This is a genomic window from Tissierella praeacuta DSM 18095, assembly GCF_900128955.1.
In the GTDB taxonomy this organism is placed as follows: Bacteria; Bacillota; Clostridia; order Tissierellales; family Tissierellaceae; genus Tissierella; species Tissierella praeacuta.
In genome coordinates this window covers 1-18,643 of sequence record NZ_FQTY01000015.1, presented here as the reverse complement: position 1 = coordinate 18,643, position 18,643 = coordinate 1, and the positions used below count along the sequence as shown (strand labels likewise).

At 30.7% G+C, this 18,643-nt stretch carries 15 protein-coding genes, 3 tRNA genes and 1 other annotated feature; of the genes, 17 read left to right on the top strand and 1 reads right to left on the bottom strand.

Annotation, left to right across the window (positions count from 1 at the left end):
- Positions 1–6: 6 nt before the first annotated feature.
- The 16 genes from BUB33_RS12170 (at position 7) to tadA (ending at position 17,858) form a co-directional block, all read left to right on the top strand.
- Positions 7–963 carry a DUF2232 domain-containing protein gene (locus tag BUB33_RS12170; protein ID WP_072976756.1) on the top strand — a complete coding sequence of 319 codons (957 nt, stop codon included), beginning with the start codon at positions 7–9 and terminating at the stop codon, positions 961–963.
- A gap of 9 nt (positions 964–972) precedes the next feature.
- Positions 973–2,973, top strand: a complete 2,001-nt coding sequence (locus tag BUB33_RS12165) for a DHH family phosphoesterase (protein WP_072976754.1) — start codon at positions 973–975, stop codon at positions 2,971–2,973.
- Positions 2,970–3,416, top strand: coding sequence for a 50S ribosomal protein L9 (gene rplI, locus BUB33_RS12160; RefSeq protein ID WP_072976752.1), 447 nt, complete (start codon positions 2,970–2,972; stop codon positions 3,414–3,416). Before BUB33_RS12165 ends, rplI begins: the two co-directional genes overlap by 4 nt.
- Positions 3,417–3,429: 13 nt before the next feature.
- On the top strand, positions 3,430–4,761 hold the full coding sequence (dnaB, locus tag BUB33_RS12155) for a replicative DNA helicase (protein ID WP_132983177.1): 1,332 nt from the start codon (positions 3,430–3,432) through the stop codon (positions 4,759–4,761).
- Positions 4,762–4,951: 190 nt separating this feature from the next.
- Positions 4,952–5,545 carry a GNAT family N-acetyltransferase gene (locus BUB33_RS12150; protein WP_084725431.1) on the top strand — a complete coding sequence of 198 codons (594 nt, stop codon included), beginning with the start codon at positions 4,952–4,954 and terminating at the stop codon, positions 5,543–5,545.
- 26 nt (positions 5,546–5,571) lie between these two features.
- The gene (locus BUB33_RS12145; protein ID WP_072976748.1) at positions 5,572–6,669 is read left to right on the top strand and encodes a DnaD domain protein; all 1,098 of its coding nucleotides are present in this window, start codon (positions 5,572–5,574) and stop codon (positions 6,667–6,669) included.
- A 2-nt stretch (positions 6,670–6,671) separates the two neighbouring features.
- Positions 6,672–7,652, top strand: coding sequence for an ATP-binding protein (locus tag BUB33_RS12140; RefSeq protein ID WP_072976746.1), 981 nt, complete (start codon positions 6,672–6,674; stop codon positions 7,650–7,652).
- Positions 7,653–7,803: 151 nt separating this feature from the next.
- The gene (locus BUB33_RS12135) at positions 7,804–8,328 is read left to right on the top strand and encodes a transcription repressor NadR (protein WP_072976744.1); all 525 of its coding nucleotides are present in this window, start codon (positions 7,804–7,806) and stop codon (positions 8,326–8,328) included.
- Between the two features lie 58 nt (positions 8,329–8,386).
- The gene (locus tag BUB33_RS12130; protein WP_072976741.1) at positions 8,387–9,424 is read left to right on the top strand and encodes a PTS sugar transporter subunit IIC; all 1,038 of its coding nucleotides are present in this window, start codon (positions 8,387–8,389) and stop codon (positions 9,422–9,424) included.
- 179 nt (positions 9,425–9,603) lie between these two features.
- Positions 9,604–9,767, top strand: a binding site (T-box leader).
- A gap of 208 nt (positions 9,768–9,975) precedes the next feature.
- Positions 9,976–11,253, top strand: a complete 1,278-nt coding sequence (gene serS / locus BUB33_RS12125; RefSeq protein ID WP_072976739.1) for a serine--tRNA ligase — start codon at positions 9,976–9,978, stop codon at positions 11,251–11,253.
- A gap of 130 nt (positions 11,254–11,383) precedes the next feature.
- The gene (locus tag BUB33_RS12120) at positions 11,384–12,880 is read left to right on the top strand and encodes a M1 family metallopeptidase (RefSeq protein WP_234950046.1); all 1,497 of its coding nucleotides are present in this window, start codon (positions 11,384–11,386) and stop codon (positions 12,878–12,880) included.
- Positions 12,881–13,142: 262 nt separating this feature from the next.
- Positions 13,143–14,429, top strand: a complete 1,287-nt coding sequence (locus BUB33_RS12115) for a D-alanyl-D-alanine carboxypeptidase family protein (RefSeq protein WP_072976736.1) — start codon at positions 13,143–13,145, stop codon at positions 14,427–14,429.
- Between the two features lie 141 nt (positions 14,430–14,570).
- Complete coding sequence (locus BUB33_RS12110) at positions 14,571–15,641, top strand: uroporphyrinogen decarboxylase family protein (protein ID WP_072976734.1); 1,071 nt, start codon at positions 14,571–14,573, stop codon at positions 15,639–15,641.
- Positions 15,642–15,664: 23 nt separating this feature from the next.
- Positions 15,665–17,029, top strand: a complete 1,365-nt coding sequence (locus BUB33_RS12105) for a Na+/H+ antiporter NhaC family protein (protein ID WP_072976732.1) — start codon at positions 15,665–15,667, stop codon at positions 17,027–17,029.
- A gap of 288 nt (positions 17,030–17,317) precedes the next feature.
- A tRNA-Arg gene (locus tag BUB33_RS12100) sits at positions 17,318–17,394 on the top strand.
- An 11-nt stretch (positions 17,395–17,405) separates the two neighbouring features.
- On the top strand, positions 17,406–17,858 hold the full coding sequence (tadA, locus tag BUB33_RS12095) for a tRNA adenosine(34) deaminase TadA (RefSeq protein WP_072976729.1): 453 nt from the start codon (positions 17,406–17,408) through the stop codon (positions 17,856–17,858).
- Between the two features lie 43 nt (positions 17,859–17,901).
- Here tadA and BUB33_RS12090 read toward each other — a convergent pair.
- Positions 17,902–17,976 (bottom strand) — tRNA-Glu (locus BUB33_RS12090).
- A gap of 182 nt (positions 17,977–18,158) precedes the next feature.
- Here BUB33_RS12090 and BUB33_RS12085 point away from each other — a divergent pair.
- Positions 18,159–18,250: transfer RNA gene (locus tag BUB33_RS12085), tRNA-Ser, on the top strand.
- Positions 18,251–18,643 lie beyond the last annotated feature (393 nt).

The following is an 18,643-nucleotide window of genomic DNA, read 5'->3' as shown; positions in this document are numbered from 1 at the left end:
AAATTTTTGAAGAATAATGATAAGATAAAGAAAAGTACCATAGAGAGTATAATAGTAATATCAATAATGACTTTATATATAGTATATGGTATTCATGTTGTACCTTTGTTAATGTTATTTATTCCAGTGCCCTTTGCAATATTAGGTATAAGAAATGGGATATATATAAATGTAATAAGTATAATTGCAACATCTATAATAATAGGAGTACTTCTTGGATTTATATCAGGAGTTTCAATTATTCTTATATTTGCACCACTAAGTCTTGCATTAAATTATTGCATTAGTAAAAGAAAAGATAGTATGGAAACAATATTTATTACTACTATTGCATTTTTTATTTCTTTTTTAGTCCTAATAGGATTGGAGGCAAATATATCAAACTTAAATTTAACTAAGCAATTGGAAAGTAATTTCACACAGTTATTAACCATGCAAATAGATATGTTAAATGAAGTGGGAATGTCAAAATATGAAGTCCTTAGAACAACAGATTTACTAGAAAATGCATATAAGACCATTATCATACTTATACCATCTTTAATATCAATTTTTTCTTTAGCTGTAAGTTATATTAATTTACTCTTTTCATCTATTATACTTAGAAAAATGGGATACGGAATTGCAAACTATAAAAAGTTTTCTAAATTTAAACTACCTAATAATATTATTCCTGGGATTGGGATAATGCTCTTTACGGCTTTTATAATAAAAACATTAAAAATACAATATCATGAAGCATTATTAATCAATATTACATTTTTAATTAGCTTTGTATTTTTCCTTCAGGGATTAGCAGTTTTAGATTTTCTTCTAATTAAATCTAAACTCCATGTAGTATTTAGAATTTTAATTATTTCTTTAAATATTGTATTTATACCTATGAGTAGTATTTTATTTTTTATAGGTATATTTGATTCAATCTTTGATATAAGAAAAATAAGAAGGCGAAAATCCTTATAGGAGGATAATATGAAAAATAAAAAGATATTATTATGGCAGGATAGTTATATTTACCTTATAGCAATAGGGGTACTGGTTATTATTTTATCCCTTTATCAACCTATATTGTCTGTATTAGGTATAATTCTAATAGCCTACTTAATCATTTACAATATAAAAAGTGCTAATAAAAAAGAAAAAGAATTCCAAAGATATATAGAAGGATTAGGAGATGAGTTTGAGTCTGCAACTAAACATGCAATATTTAATATGCCTTTTCCTTTAGTTATGCTAGATGAGAATGGTAATATATCTTGGTATAATACACCATTTTTAAAGCTAATGGGTGAGATAGAGTTATTAAATGAAAAACTATCTGATTTAATACCAGGACTTAATTTAGATAGTATCTTTAAAGAAAATGATATGAAACCATTAGATATAAAATATGGAGATAGGGATTATAAAGTATATCCAAATTTAGTGGATACAAAAAAGACTAATAGTACCAATAATATGATAGTTATGCTTTATTGGGTAGATAATACAAATTTGGTAAACTTAGAGCAAAGATATAATAAGGAAAGGTTAGTAATTGCATTGGCATATGTAGATAATTATGATGATGTAAAGAGTAGTACTCCAGAAGTAAATAGACCATTAGTAATGGCAGAGATAGATAAAAATATTAACTCTTATTTTACTAAGTATAATGGAGTTGTAAGGAAATATGAAAATGATAAGTATTTTATTATTATAGAAAATAGTGGATTTAAAAATGTTGAAAGTAAAAAGTTTGATATATTAGATCAAATAAGAGAATTAGATTTGGGAAATACAATACCTATTACATTAAGTATGGGGGTTGGGGCAGGAGGTAGTAATCCTTTTGAAGCCTATGAAAAAGCAAGAGCAGCAATAGATATTGCATTAGGTAGGGGAGGAGATCAGGCTGTAGTTCAAGTTGGAAGTCAACTAAGCTTTTATGGTGGAAAAACTAAGGCAATAGAAAAGCGAAACAAAGTAAAGGCTAGGGTAATTGGATATGCTTTAAGACAACTTATAGACCAAGCAGATAGAGTCTTTGTAATGGGACATAAAAATCCAGATATGGATTCCTTTGGTGCAGGTGTAGGAGTATTACGTGCAGTGAAGGATAGGAATAAAGAAGGTTATTTAATTTTAAATGGAGAAAATCCCTCTATTAAAAATATTTATGATAGAATGTTAAAAGAACAACCTGAGCTTTTAGAGCAAATTGTAACATCAGAGAAAGGATTAGAATTAGTAAATGATAGTTCTTTAATGGTAGTAGTAGATAACCATAAGCCAAGCTTTACAGAAGCACCAGAGCTTCTAGACCTTATATCTAAGGTAGTAGTTATAGATCACCATAGACGAGGGGTAGAATTTATAAAGGACCCTGTACTAACTTATTTAGAACCATATGCATCTTCTACCTGTGAGTTAGTTACAGAAGTATTATCTTATATGAGTGATAAAATAAATTTAACAAAATTTGAAGCTGAAGCTTTAATGGCAGGTATTACTGTAGATACAAAGAATTTTAGTTTCCAAACAGGAGTAAGAACATTTGAAGCAGCATCTACATTAAAACGAGCAGGAGCTGACACTACAGTAGTAAGACAATTATTTAGGGATGACTATAATACATTTATATATAAAGCAGAAGTAGTGAGATCTTCAAAAATTATATTTGATAAAATAGCAATCGGCAGACTTGAAACTCAAATGGAAGATTCACTTTTAATAGCTGCTCAAGCTGCAAATGAATTACTTAATATTAATGGAGTTGAAGCCTCTTTTGTAATGACTTATGTAAATAATAAGCTCCATATTAGTGGAAGATCTTTAGGAAATATATCTGTACAATTAATACTTGAAAGTCTTGGAGGAGGTGGGCACTTAACCAGTGCCGGAACTCAGCTTGATAATGTAACCATGGATGAAGCAGAGATTATACTTACAGAAACAATAGATAAATTTTTAAAGGAAGGTGAAGAGGAATGAAATTAATATTATTGAAAGATGTAAAAGGATTAGGTAAAGAAGGGGAGTTAGTAAATGCGAAGGACGGTTATGCTAGAAACTTCTTATTGCCAAAGGGAGATGCTGTAGAGGCAACGCCAGCTAATTTAAAGAAATGGAAGGAAGAAAAGGCAAAAGAAGAAGAAAGAAAGAAGAATGAATATAATGAAGCTTTAAAACTTAAAGAAAAAATAGATTCTATTACAGTAACAATTCAAGGGAAAGCTGGAGAAGGTGGAAGGCTTTTTGGTTCTATTACATCAAAAGATATAGCTGATGCATTAAAATCACAACATAAGATAGATGTGGATAAGAGAAAAATAGAGTTAAAGGATAATATAAAATCCCTTGGAAATACTCAAGTTGATATAAGAGTTTATGCAGAAGTAGTAGCCAAGCTAAATGTCAATATAAAAGAACAATAATGAGGTGGGAAAAGTGGAAAGTGGATTAATTGGACGCATTCCTCCCCATAGTCTAGAGGCAGAGCAATCAGTTCTCGGGGCTATGATTTTAGATAAAGAAGCTATAAATACTGCAATTGAAATAATCAGACCAGATGATTTCTATAAAGAAGCCAATAAAGAGATATTTGAAGCAATATTGATATTATTTAATAAAAATGAGCCAGTAGATTTAATTACCTTATCAGAAGAACTTAAAAGACGGGGAACATTGGAAAACATAGGAGGAGTTACTTACCTTGCAAATTTATCCAGTGGAGTAGCGACTACTGCCAATGTTAAATACTATTGTAAGATAGTAGAGGAAAAGTCAATACTTAGGAGATTGATCCGTTCATGTGATGATGTAATAGCTAAATCCTATGAAAACTCAGATGAAGTAAATGCAATAATAGAAAATGCAGAAAAGGCAATATTTGATATAACACAAGGAAGACATAGAGAAGGTTTCTCTCCTCTTAATGAAGTGTTGTTATCTAGTTTTTCTCAGATAGAAGAAAGAGCGGCAAATCAAGGAACCTTAACAGGTTTAACTACTGGGTTTATAGATTTGGATAATAAATTATCTGGATTACAAAAATCAGATTTAATATTGTTAGCAGCTAGACCATCTATGGGAAAGACTGCTATTTCTGTAAATATTGTAACAAATGCTGCTTTAAAGGCTAATGCAAAGGTAGCCGTATTTTCTTTAGAGATGTCTAAGGAACAGTTGGTACAAAGAATGATATCAGCCACTGCCCATGTAGACCTTCAAAAGATAATTTCTGGTAGATTATCTGAAGAAGAATGGATACAAGTTATAAATGCTATGGGTCCATTATCTCAAGCAGAGATATTCATAGATGATACAGCAGGGATTTCTTTAATGGAAATGAAAGCAAAATGCAGGAGATTGAAGATAGAAAAAGGTCTAGACCTTGTAATGATAGACTATTTGCAGTTAATGCAATTAGATGGACGTCAAGAAAGTAGACAACAAGAAATCTCAGCTATTTCTAGAGGATTAAAGGCTCTAGCAAAGGAAATGGAGTGTCCTGTAATAGCTTTATCTCAGCTTAGCCGTGCACCTGAACTTAGGACAGATCATAGACCAATACTATCTGACTTAAGGGAGTCTGGTGCAATAGAACAAGATGCTGACGTTGTACTATTCTTGTATAGGGATGAATATTATCATGAAGACTCAGAAAAGAAAAATATTGGAGAAGTAATTATAGCAAAGCACAGAAATGGACCAACGGGTAGTTTGGAATTGGTGTTTAAGAAAGAATTTACTAAATTTGTTAATATGGCAAGGGAGTAATAATTGAGAATTGACGATGGAAAAGATTTTATAATCTTAAATTTGTTTAAGATAGAAGAATTGTTATAAATTAGAATACAGGAAATGATTTCTAGTAGATAATAACGGGATTACAATAAAGTACATATATTGTAATCCTTTATCTTATTATTCCTTAATAATTGTCAATTGAATTAGAGGGGTGGTAATCTTGGAGATTAAAGGTAAAAGAATTATCATAAAAGAACTACAGCTTGAAGACGTATATGAAATGAGAAATTGGGGGAATCATGAAAACCCTTTGATAGAGGATTATAATTTTCCCCCAATGAATAATAAAGAAATAAAGATTTGGTATGAAATGAAAGCAAGGAAATTATTTAATAAATATTATGGTATACGGAACGAAGAAGGATACTTAATAGGCTATATGGGAATAAAGAATATAAGAGTAATTAGAAGAGAGTCTACATTGGGTATAGTCTTAGATCCTAACCATGTAGACAAGGGATATGGTACGGAAATTTTAGATACATTTTTAAGATATTATTTTACTAAAATGAATATGAGGAAAATGTTTTTAGAAGTTGCAGAGTTTAACAAGAGGGCATACAGGGTTTATGAAAAGATAGGTTTTAAGCCAGTGGCATATTATCTTGATGAATTTTTTGATTCAGGTTTGGATTTATCTAATATGTATTATTTGGAACAAAAATCTTCTTTTGTAATAGGAGATAAAAAGATATATAATTATATTTACAAAATGGTTTTAACTAAGAAAAGATTTTTTGAAATTAGAAAATAATTGATATAAATATTGGAGTTGATAATATGAGTTTCACCCTTGAAACTACAGATATGGATTTAGGTGATACCCCTATAGAGAATATTTTTATAAATGATTTTATGCCCATGGCAAATGGGACTTATGTCAAAGTATATTTACTAGGGTATAAATATGCTCATGATAGAGATGAAAAAATAGAGGTAAATAATAAAACTATAGCAAAACATTTAGAAATACCTTTGGAAGATGTATTAAGGGCTTGGGATTTTTGGGAAAGTAAAGGAATAATAAAAAAGATTCCTAGAGAGGAAGATAATAAATATAATTATAAAGTAAAATTTTTAAATTTAAAGCAATTATACATAAAAAATAACCTTAGCCTATTTAATAGTAGAGAGGAAATCGTTAAAAAACCAAAGTCCATTACTCCTCAAGAATTGATTGACGCCAATCAAATACCTGCTATAAATAAAATGTTTAATCAGATAGATTATATAATGAGAAGACAGACAGTAACTACTGAAAAACAAAAAGTATTATCTTGGATAGAAAATTATAATATGAACCCAGATGTAATAGAGAAAGCTTTTTTCTATGGAGTAGAGAGAAAGGGTCAAAGGAATGTAAATTATATAGAAGGTATTATAAGAAATTGGTATGATAGTGGACTAACAAATATGGATGCAGTAATAGAATATTTTAAGAACCAAGATGAAAAGTTTTATAGATATCAGAAAGTTATGAGAGCCTTAGGATTTGATAATAGAAGCATTACACAGGGTGAGATGAAGGTAATTGATAAATGGTTTGAAGAATATAAATTCTCATTGGAAATAGTACTTAAAGGATGTGAAGCTTCATCTAAGGTTTCAAATCCTAGTGTCAATTATATTGATGGAGTTCTTAAATCATGGTATGAAAAAGATATTAAGACCCTAGAAGATATTGAATTAAAGGATAAGCCTAAAGAGAAGAAAGAATATAGTAGAGTAGTGAAACCAACTCAGGGTAAAATTGCCCCGTTTAAGACAAGATTTCATAATTTTGAGCAAAGAACAGATAAATATACATCTGAAGAATTAGAAACTATTGCAAGAAGGAAGAGAGAAGCTTATAACCAGAAGGTAAAAGGAGAAGTATAAATATGTATAAAGATATATTAAAAGAACTTTCAATTGAGTATGAGAGAAAAAGGGATAAACAATTGCATGAACAGAGAATGAGAAAAGAAAAGGTGTATAGAAAGATACCTGCAATTAAAAGGATAGATGAGGATATACTCAAGACAGGTCTTTCTATGTCAAAATATATAATAGGTAATCCCCATAAATATAAGGAAAGCATAGAGAATGCAAAAAAAATGATTGAAAAATTAAAAATGGAGAAAGCTTATTTAATGACTGAATCCAACATTCCAGTGGACTACATGGATATTAAATATGATTGTGAAAACTGTAAGGATACAGGATATTTAGATAATGGTAATCAATGCAATTGTTTGAAACAAGCCTTAGTATCTCGTGCCTATAAAATGTCTAATATAGAAAATGTTCTTCAAAAAGAAAACTTTAAAACTTTTAATATTAATATATTTAAAGACGAGCCCTTTGAAAATGAAATAATGACACCTAGGGAAAATATGATAGATATAGTAGGTATAGCTGAAGGTTTTATTAGTAACTTTAGTGAAAATAATGGAGAAAATTTATTATTTTATGGTACTACGGGTTTAGGGAAAACCTTTCTATGTAATTGTATAGCTAAATCTCTCTTAGATAAAAATAAGATAGTAATATATCAAACTGCATTTACAATACTTGAAATAATAGAAAAACATAGATTTGGAAAAGATACTAGAAATTACAATGACTATCAATATAATTTGTTATTTGAAGCAGATTTACTTATTATAGATGACTTAGGTACAGAAGTAGCTAATACATTTACTAATGCGGAAATATTTAATATTGTAAATACTAGAATAATAGCAGGCAAAAAAACTATAATATCAACTAATTTAACACCAAAGGAAATATCCGATACATATACAGATAGGGTGTTTTCTAGGATATTGGATAAATTTATTCCTCTTAAATTTTATGGACATGATCTTAGATGGGAATGATTATAACCTAACCTGATTTCTACTTTTGAAAATCGTAGGTAGGTCAGACTCAGTGAGCACAAAATTTACACAAATGTAATGAGGGAACAAATTTCAGTTGAGAAACTGGGAGCAAATTGTTAATTTACAATTGAATGAAGGGGTGAAACCTATGGATGCAAATGAAAGAAGACAGGAGATATTAAATATTTTAGGTAAATTAGAGGAACCGGTTAAAGGAATAGATATATCAGAACAATTGGGAGTGAGTAGGCAGGTAATAGTTCAAGATATTGCAATATTACGGGCTAGAGGAGAAAATATACTTGCTACTCCTCAGGGATATTTAATGTTCAAAACTCATGAAAGAAGAAAGACAAGAAAGACCATAGTTTGTACTCACAAAAATAATAAAGAGTTGGAAGAAGAATTGAGAACAATTGTGGATTTAGGTGGAAAGATTGTAGATGTAATAGTAGAACATCCTTTATATGGAGAAATAAAATCTCAATTACAAATAAGCTCTAGACATGATTTAAGTTTATTTATGGAGAATTTAAAAGCAACTAAAGCAGAGCCTTTGTCTTCTTTAACAGATGGCATTCACTTACATACCATAGAAGCAGATGATGAAAACACCTTGAGGACAATAAAAGAAGCTCTTTTAGAAAAAAAATACTTGATAAAAGAAGATTAGGGTGCTATATTTATAGTTACAGGTGACAAGACAACTGTAACTATAAGCAAGTGAGGAGATGATTGAAATAAAACAATCAAAAGATGGCATACAAAATTACTTTGTTAAGGTATTAAATGGCATGGCTTGGGGACTTTTTTCATCTTTACTTATTGGATTAATAATTAAACAAATAGGAACATTATTTAGCATTCAAGAGCTTATTAACTTTGGCTCTATAGCACAAAAACTAATGGGACCAGCAATAGGTGCAGGAGTAGCATATAGTGTAGGAGCTTCACCTTTAGGTATTTTTGCTTCAGTTGTAGTAGGAGCAATAGGTGCAGGAAGTATTACATTTGAAGGTAGTACAGCAATTATAAATACAGGAGAGCCTGTGGGAGCTTTTATTGCCGCCTTAGTAGGAGCAGAATTTTCCAAGCTAATCAGTGGAAAAACTAAAGTTGATATAGTATTAGTTCCATTAGCTACTATTATAATAGGCGGATTTGTTGGACAATATATAGCTCCGTATATGGCTATGATAATGAATTTTTTGGGTGATATTATCAATAGGGCAACAGAAATGCATCCTATACCAATGGGAATAATAGTATCAGTACTTATGGGAGTAATTCTCACACTTCCCATAAGTTCAGCAGCTCTTGCCATATCCTTAGGATTGTCAGGTCTTGCAGCAGGAGCAAGTACAGTGGGGTGTGCAGCTAATATGATAGGATTTGCAGTATCATCCTATAGAGAAAATGGGTTTGGAGGGTTTATAGCCCAAGGCATAGGTACATCAATGTTACAAATATCAAATATAGTAAAAAACCCATTGATTTGGCTTCCGGCTATAATTTCATCTGCCATATTAGGACCTATATCTACTTATATATTTAAAATGGAAGGTACTAAAATAGGTGCAGGAATGGGAACTAGCGGGTTAGTAGGTCAATTTGCTACTATAGATGCAATGGGTTCTACATCTAAAACATTAATTTTAATTATTATGATGCATTTTATTTTACCAGGAATAATATCTTTTGGTATTTCAGAATGGATGCGAGAAAAGGGATTTATAAAGTTTGGTGATATGAAATTAAATAAAAATTAATGTTTTGGCATACGATTAGGGGGTATAATAAAAACAGGAGGGAAACCTTCCATACAAAAGATAAAATTTTATAAAGAACAAAAGATAAAAATATCCATTAAATTTTTAGACTGTTTAATGGATATTTTATTTTTATCCTTGACAATTATAGATATTATGCTATAATATCTATAATTAAATACCTAGCAGAGAAGGGAAATAGTAAATATCTAACTTTTTTAGAGAGTCAATGGATGGTGGAAATTGATAAAGTGAAATATTGAATCCAGCCCTGAGCTAATAAATTTCGAGTGAGCCTTTTGGCTAACTAGGGTGGCAACGCGGGAATACTCTCGTCCCTACTATTATGTGGGGATCGAGAGTTTTTTATTACCTAACTTAGGGGACGATAGGTTTTAGCAGACACCACTGAATTATGCTCTACGGGGTAAACACCAACCTTAATGTAGAGTTTATCATTGGGAGTGCCTATTAGGGTCAAATCTATATGAGCATAGGGGATAAATATATTTGAGTTGGGAAACTGCGGAAAATTTAAGGAGGTTATAATTATGTTAGATATTAGAAGAATTAGATCAAATCCAGATGAAGTAATAAAAGCTTTGGGGAAGAGAAAAGGTGAATTTCCTATTGATAAGGTTTTAAAATTAGATGAAGATAGAAGAAATATCCTTGTAGAAGTAGAAGAAATGAAGGCAAAACAAAATGCCCAATCAAAGGAAATACCTAAGCTTAAAAAGGAAGGTAAAGACCCAGCATCTATTTTTGCTGAAATGAAGGAATTATCAGAAAAAATAAGGGAATTGGATGTGAAAGTAAAGGAAATAGACGAAGATTTAAGACATACCTTGCTTCAAATACCAAATACTCCCCATGAATCTGTAGTAGAAGGAAAAGATGATACTAATAATGTAGAAATAAGAAAATTTGGAGAACCAAGGAAATTTGAATTTGAAGCAAAAGCTCATTGGGATTTAGGTACAGACTTAAATATGCTAGATTTTGAAAATGCTACAAAGATTACAGGAGCTAGATTTACAGTATTTAGAGGATTAGGTGCAAGATTAGAAAGAGCTATTACTCAATTTATGCTCAATTTGCATACTGAAAATCACGGATATACTGAGATGTCAACTCCTTTTATGGTAAATAGGAATAGTATGATAGGTACAGGTCAACTACCAAAGTTTGAAGAAGATATGTTTCACTTACCTAGTAAAGACTATTTCCTTGTACCAACGGCTGAAGTTCCACTTACTAACTTAGAAAGAGATAATATATTAAGTGAAAAGAGTCTGCCTATATATTATACAGCTTATACACCTTGTTTTAGACAAGAAGCAGGAGCAGCAGGTAGAGATACTAGAGGGCTTATAAGAAATCATCAGTTTGATAAGGTAGAATTAGTTAAATTTGTAGCTCCTGAAAGCTCCTATGATGAGTTGGAGAAGTTAACTAATAATGCGGAAGAAGTGCTTAAACAATTAGGATTGCCATATAGAGTAGTAGCTCTTTGTAGTGGAGATTTAGGCTTTTCTTCTGCAAAAACCTATGATATAGAAGTATGGATGCCATCCTATGGTAGATATGTAGAAATTTCAAGCTGTAGTAATTTTGAAGATTTCCAAGCTAGACGTGCAAATATTAGATATAGAAAGGAAGATACAGGAAAGGTTGAATTTGTCCATACTCTAAATGGTTCAGGCTTAGCAGTAGGCAGAACCTTTGCTGCTATACTTGAAAACTATCAGCAAGAAGATGGAACAGTAATAGTTCCAGAAGTTTTAAGACCATATATGGGTGGATTGGAGAAATTATCCCTAAGTTAAAACCATTAGTTATGAATTTAAAGTTAAAGATATATTTGTAAAAATCAGGATGTTTTTTAAAATATCCTGATTTTTATTTGATAATTTATTTGGATATAGTTAATATTAATATATGGAGAGGAGGAATATGATGAAAAGAATTAAGCTATTTATAATTGTATTGTTAATTATTGTATTATCTTTAACAGGTTGTAAACATGGGAAAACTATAAATGCAGATGCACTTATAGTTAAAAATCTCAATGGACTTGATGAGTCTAAAATAAATGAATATAGGATTGATGTAAATTTAGATACTGAAAATATGACATATAAGGGAAAGCAGACAGTATCCTATGTAAATAATACAGATATAGATTTAGAAGATATATATTTTCATCTATATCCAAATGCTTTTAAATCTTTAGAAAAAGCACCAATATTATTTAATATAGGTGATGAAATGAATCCTTCAAGCTATAAACCTGGATATATAGAAATTGAAAAGGTAAAGATAGGAGATAAGGATTTACAATGGATTATAGATGAAGATAAAGATACGATACTTAATATAAAACTTGAAAAGCCACTGGAAAGAGGTAAGAGTATAGATTTGTATTTGGAATACATGGTAAAGTTACCAACGACTAAGGATAGATTTGGATATCATGATAAAGGCATAAATTTAGGTAACTGGTATCCTATAGCTTGTGTATATGATAACAATGGTTGGAATTTAGATCCCTACTATAAGGTCGGTGATCCTTTTTATAGTGAAGTTGCAAATTACAAAGTTTCTATAACAACTCCTAAAGAAATTATAGTAGCTGCCAGTGGGAAGATTATATCAGAAAGGGAAGATGGAGATAAAAAGACTTATAAGATTGAAGGACAGCTAATAAGAGATTTTGCTTGGGCTGCTAGTAAGGATTTCGTAGTCAAAGAAAAAAAGGTAGAAGATACTATAATTAAAGTTTATTCAATAAATAATGATTCTAAACTTATAAATGAAAGTCTAAAAATAGGAGAAAATTCCATTAAAATATTTAATAAGATTTTTGGTAAATATCCTTATGGATGGTATTCCATAGTTAATACAGAGTTTCCCTCAGGTATGGAGTATCCTGGTATAGTATTCATATCTAATGATTATTTTCATAAATATTTAATAGATATATTAGAGAAGGTAATAGTACATGAAACAGCCCATCAATGGTGGTATGGAATTGTAGGAAACAATCAAGTAGATGAAGCTTGGCTTGATGAAGGTTTAGCCACATATTCAGAGGTAATATATATAAATGAAATCCAAGGAAAGAAAGAAGCAAGAAAATATTATGATGAAAATATAAAATTAGGATATGAATATGCTGTACACTATCTAAGTGAGAATGATGTAGTAAATAAACCATTATCTGAATTTGCAGGATGGGAGGATTATGGTCCCTTAGTATATTCTAGGGCTGCAATGTTTATAGATAAGATAAAAGAGGATTTTGGTGAAGAAGTATTATATGATATATTGAATAATTACTATAATAAGTATAAATTTCGCATAGCTACAACAGAAGACTTTATTACATTATGTGAGGAAATAACTAATACATCTTTTAATGAGTTGATTAATGAATATTTAAATGGTAACTAAAGAAAATAAAAGCAGGGAATTTATAAAGATTCCCTGCTTTTATTTATCTTCTACAACCGAAATCAAAACCCCCACAAAATAGAATTACTAAAAGTAAAAAGAAGAATAATAGACTAGAATCGTCTCCACAACAACCTCTACGTTCACCCATTTTAATCCCCCTTATAAAAATGTATTAGGTATTCCCATAAGATTTTGGAATATCTAATACATTATATAAATAAGGCAATAGATTTGTTACAATATAATAGGAGGGATTTATTTGAAAAGGACATTATTTATATTAATAATAATTATTACAATTAACTCAATATCATATGGAGAAGATGTTGGGATTAAAAACCTTAATATAGAAAGGAACTTAAAATCTTATATATTAGCAGATTTTGAAACTGGTCAGATATTGGAGGAATATAATATAGATGAAGCAGTTGAAATTGCAAGTATTTCAAAATTAATGTCTTATCTAGTAATTATGGATGAAATAACCAAGAAAAATCTTTCTTTAAATGACATTATAATTATAGATGAGGATACTACAAAAATAAAAGGTTCTAGCTTTAACTTAAAAAGGGGAGAAAAATTTACAGTAAAGAAACTTTTAGAAGCATCTATAGTTGTATCTGGTAATGATGCTACATATGCATTAGCAAAATATGTTGGAGGAAGTGAAGAAAAATTTGTAAGAAAGATGAATCAAAAAGCAAAAGAATTGGGATTTGAAAGTGCAATATTTTATAATTCTACAGGACTTCCAATAAAGGGAAGGAATGTACAGAATAAGATGAGTACTAGGGAAATATTTAAGCTAACTCAGTATATCATAAGAAATTATCCAGAAGTTTTGGAAATAGCTAAAATTAAATCAATAGAAGTAATTAATAGGAATTATTTTCAAAGAAATACAAATCCATTACTTAATGAAATAAAAGAGATAGATGGTTTGAAAACAGGTTTTACAAATAAGGCAGGATATTGCTATGTATCTACCTTCAATGTAGAAGGTGAAAATATAGAAAAAAAGGATTTGCGTCTTATAGCTGTAGTAATGGGTGCAAAGTCCTTAGAAAAAAGAAATATATTAAGTAAGATTTTAGTTGAACATGGAATAAATAATTATTCTAATAAAATATTCTTAAATGAAGCCATACCCTTACATACTATAGAGTTTCCAAAGGCAGATATAAAAGAGGTAGAAGTTTTTGCTGAAAAAGGATTTTCCAAATTAATAAAAAATGATGAAAATATTGGGGTTAATATATATATAGATAAATCTATAGGGCTGCCAATAAAGAAGAATACTAAAATAGGTAAGGCTACAGTAGAAAAAGAAGGAAAGATAATTTTTCAGTCGGATATTTTAGTAAAGGAAGATGTGAATAAAGCTAAGTGGTATGTATTAATTGGTAGATTTTTTAGCGGAATATTTAATACAATAGGAGGATTTTTTACTGGAAAAAGAGTATCCGTATATATACCACCATTATTTTACAATAATGGTGGTATAATTTATGAAGTTTTATTGTATTTTCATGGAAATTACATATAGTACATTTAAAATATCAATAAAGATATATTTATTATAAAATAGTTCGATTTTAATATTTTTATAATACGTTATATAATGATTATGGGCTAAAATTGTGAATTAAATATCAATAATTATTTTATATTTAGGAAGGAGATTCAAGTGAGAAAAGAAGAAATGACTCCAAGGGAAAGAATGAATGCTTTTGCTAAGGGGGAGGAAATTGATCGTGTAATTTGTGTTCCAGATATGGGAGCCACTATGGTTCCTTTTATTGGTGTAAAGGTGAGTGATTATTATCACTCAGCAGAACTTATGGCAGAGCTAGAAATAGCTTTATTTGAAAGGCTTCAACATGACAGTGTGGGCATATCCACAAGTCTTAGAGGTGTTGCCGAGGCCATGGGGGCTAAGGTGGCTTATCCTGATTACAATATATCTTATTTATTAGAGCCAGCTATTAAATCAGTAGATGAAATAGAATCTCTTAAGGTTGCCAATCCATTGAAGGATGGCATTTTACCAATTTTGATTAAGGCCATAAAACTTACAAGAGATGCTCTTGTAGATAAGGTAGATGTAAGTGCTGCTATGTCCGGACCCTTTAGTGTGGCTGCGTCTGTTGTAGGAACAGAGAATTTACTAAAATGGATGATAAAGTTTCCTAAAAAGGTTCATACATTAATGGAAATAGTAGCAGAATCTAACAATAGATATATAGAGGAGGTGGCAAAGTTAGGTGTATCCATTGGTTTTGCTGATCCAGTTTCATCTACAAGCCTTATAAGTCCAAAACAATTTAGAGAGTTTTCCTTACCAGCTCTCCAAAAAAATGTAGATAAGATAAGGGAAAAGACTGGAAGCTCTCCAGGTATCCATATATGTGGGACAAGCAAAGAGATTTGGGAAGATGTTGTTAATACTGGTATTTCTAATTTTAGTATAGATAATGTAGAGGACTTAGAGGAAGCTAAAAAAATAATGGGGGATAGAGTTATAATTACAGGAAATGTTCCACCTGTTGATGTGATTTATGCAGGGAATAGGGAATCCATTTTTAAATCAGTTAAAGAATGTATTAGAAAAGGACATGATTCAAAAATGGGCTATATTTTAAGTACAGGATGTCAAATTCCAATGCATACGTCTATGGAAAACATTGAGATGTTTATGGAAGCAGGCAGTAAATATGGGAAATATCCAATTGATTTAGAGTTATTAATGAGAGATTAATTTAAATAAAGGGGGTTATTCAAATGGAAAAGTTAAATGAAAAAAAGGGGAACTGGGTAGCTTTATTGCCTTTTCTTATTTTCGTACTTGTATATTTAATTTCAGGTATTATATTACAACTAAAAGAAGTTGAAATGGCATTTTATCAATTTCCAGCTCCAATTGCCGCTAGTATAGGAATTATTTTTGCTTTTATATTAACCAAAGGCTCATTAGATGAAAAGTTTGATGTGTTTATTAAAGGTTGTGGTGATGAAAATATAATTATTATGTGTATTATATATTTGTTAGCAGGAGGTTTTTCTGCAGTTTCTAGTGCTATGGGTGGTGTTGAATCTGCAGTAAACTTAGGACTTACTTTAATACCAGCTAAATTTATTACAGTAGGAATATTTATAATAGCTGCATTTATTTCTATTTCAACAGGTACATCAGTAGGTACTATTGTTGCCATAGGTCCCATAGCTGTTCAATTGGCAGAAAAAGCAGGACTAAACTTACCCTTAGTATTAGGTGCATTAGTTGGAGGCTCTATGTTTGGAGATAATCTGTCTATTATATCTGATACAACTATAGCTGCTACTAGGACTCAAGGAGTATCTATGAAAGATAAATTTAGAGCTAATATTGGCTTTTCTTTACCAGCAGCTTTGATTACAATAGTTCTTTTATTCATATTTGGAAAACCAGTATCTATTCCTGAAGGTCAAAAATATGTTTTTAGTATAATTAAAATAATTCCATATCTATTTGTATTGATAGCTGCAATAGCAGGAGTGAATGTATTTGTAGTATTAACTGGTGGGATTGTTATATCAGGAGCCATAGGACTTATTTATGGGAATTTTACAGGATTAGAATTTGTTCAGCAAATATATTCAGGATTTACAGGAATGATTGATATTTTTTTACTATCTTTATTAACTGGTGGTTTGGCTAATATGGTATCAAGTGGTAAAGGACTTGATTGGTTATTGTATAAAATAAATAAAAGGATAAAAGGGAAAAAATCTGCAGAATTAGGTATAAGTGCATTAGTATCTCTTATAGATGCAGCTACTGCCAATAATACGGTTTCCATAATAGTAAGTGGTCAATTAGCAAAGGAAATTTCCAAAGAACATAATGTGGATCCAAGGAAAACAGCTTCCCTTTTAGATGCTTTTTCATGTGTAATGCAAGGGTTAATACCATATGGTGCTCAATTGTTAATAGCAGGAAGTTTTACTAAGGGGTTAGTAAGCCCTATTCAAATAGTACCATATATATGGTATTGTTTCATATTGGTCATATTCGCCATATTATCTGTATTAACTCCCTTTGGAAATGGATATCTATCAAGAAACCCTTGGGATTTTGTAAATAATAAACCAGCAAAGGAAATATGAATAAAAATATAAAAAATAGAATATATAATATAGAAATAATCAGGCTATGTCTTTCACAGGATATAGCTTTATTATTTCATTATACTTCTATATAAATATGAAAAAACCTATTATAAAGAAATTCATAGTAATTATTATTAATATAGGGAGTAAGTAAATTATTTTAATAATATTTGGAAAGGAATAAAGATTTATTAAACAAATTAGAGGATATATTTATAGGTTAAGTTTAAAAAATTCCAATTTGACATTCCTATTAAAATAGTGTAAACTATATTGGTAAACTATGCACTCGTAGCTCAGTAGGATAGAGCGGCGCCCTCCTAAGGCGTAGGCCGGGGGTTCGATTCCTCTCGAGTGCACCAAGGTGATACTAATGGATATTTTATATATGAGAGAAGCTTTAAGAGAAGCCAAAAAAGCGTATAGCACCTACGAAGTTCCGGTAGGTGCTATTGTTGTTTACAATGGTGAAATAATAGGAAGAGGATACAATCAACGGGAAATCTTGAAGGATCCAACAGCCCATGCTGAAATCCTTGCTATAAAGGAGGCAAGTAAATATATTGAGGCTTGGAGATTACTTAATTGTACTATGTATGTAACTTTAGAACCATGTGCCATGTGTGCAGGAGCTATAGTCAATGCAAGGATAGGTAGGCTAGTTATTGGAACTAGAGATCCTAAAAGAGGTTGTTGTGGTACCATAGAAGATTTGACAAATCATCCTAAGTTTAATCATAGATTGGAAGTGGAATTTGGGGTATTGGAAGATGAATGTAGTAGTATATTATCTGATTTTTTTAGGGAACTTAGGGAAAGTAAATAGTAGAAAAATAAAAAACATCAAGATTTAAATCTTGATGTTTTTTTGGTGACCCCACCGGGATTCGAACCCGGGTTACCGCCGTGAAAGGGCGATGTCTTAACCGCTTGACCATGGGGCCATACTTAAATCAAAAACAACCTTTTTAATTATACTACTGTTTATTAGATTTGTCAATAAAGAAATAAATATTTTAGACCATTACTTTTCCCAGAGGTTAAAAAAGAATAAAAAACCAATTAAAAGAAAAGTTTATGATGTTTAATAAGGATTATATGTTATAATATTAAAGTGAATAGTTAAGGAGAGGTGTCCGAGAGGTTGAAGGTGGCGGTCTCGAAAACCGTTGTGCAAGTTTACTTGCACCGTGGGTTCAAATCCCACTCTCTCCGCCAGAAGATTAGGTTTTTAAAAAAGCTTTAAACAATTTAAATTGTTTAAAGCTTTTTAAGTGTGCCCAGCATGGGCAACAACTTGGTGGTGAAAGTCCACTACGGGCTTGGTAGTAGGAACCGTTAGCTGAAGGCAAGGGTGTCCATGGCGACGTGGAATCTGAAGGAAGCCGAAGGCAAAATCCTGAACCGACGAACAGAAATCACATAAGGCTGATTTAGGGAGGATGAGTTTGCTTAACAAAACAAAGTCCAATACTACCCGAACTCTTTACAGTAAATGTGACGGTTACATGGGAGGAAGGTTGTTGTTCTTACCTGGGGAGGTCTCATGGACATGGGAAAACAGAGTATGAACCATGGTTGAAACAAGATTTATCATGAGAAGTCAGCAGA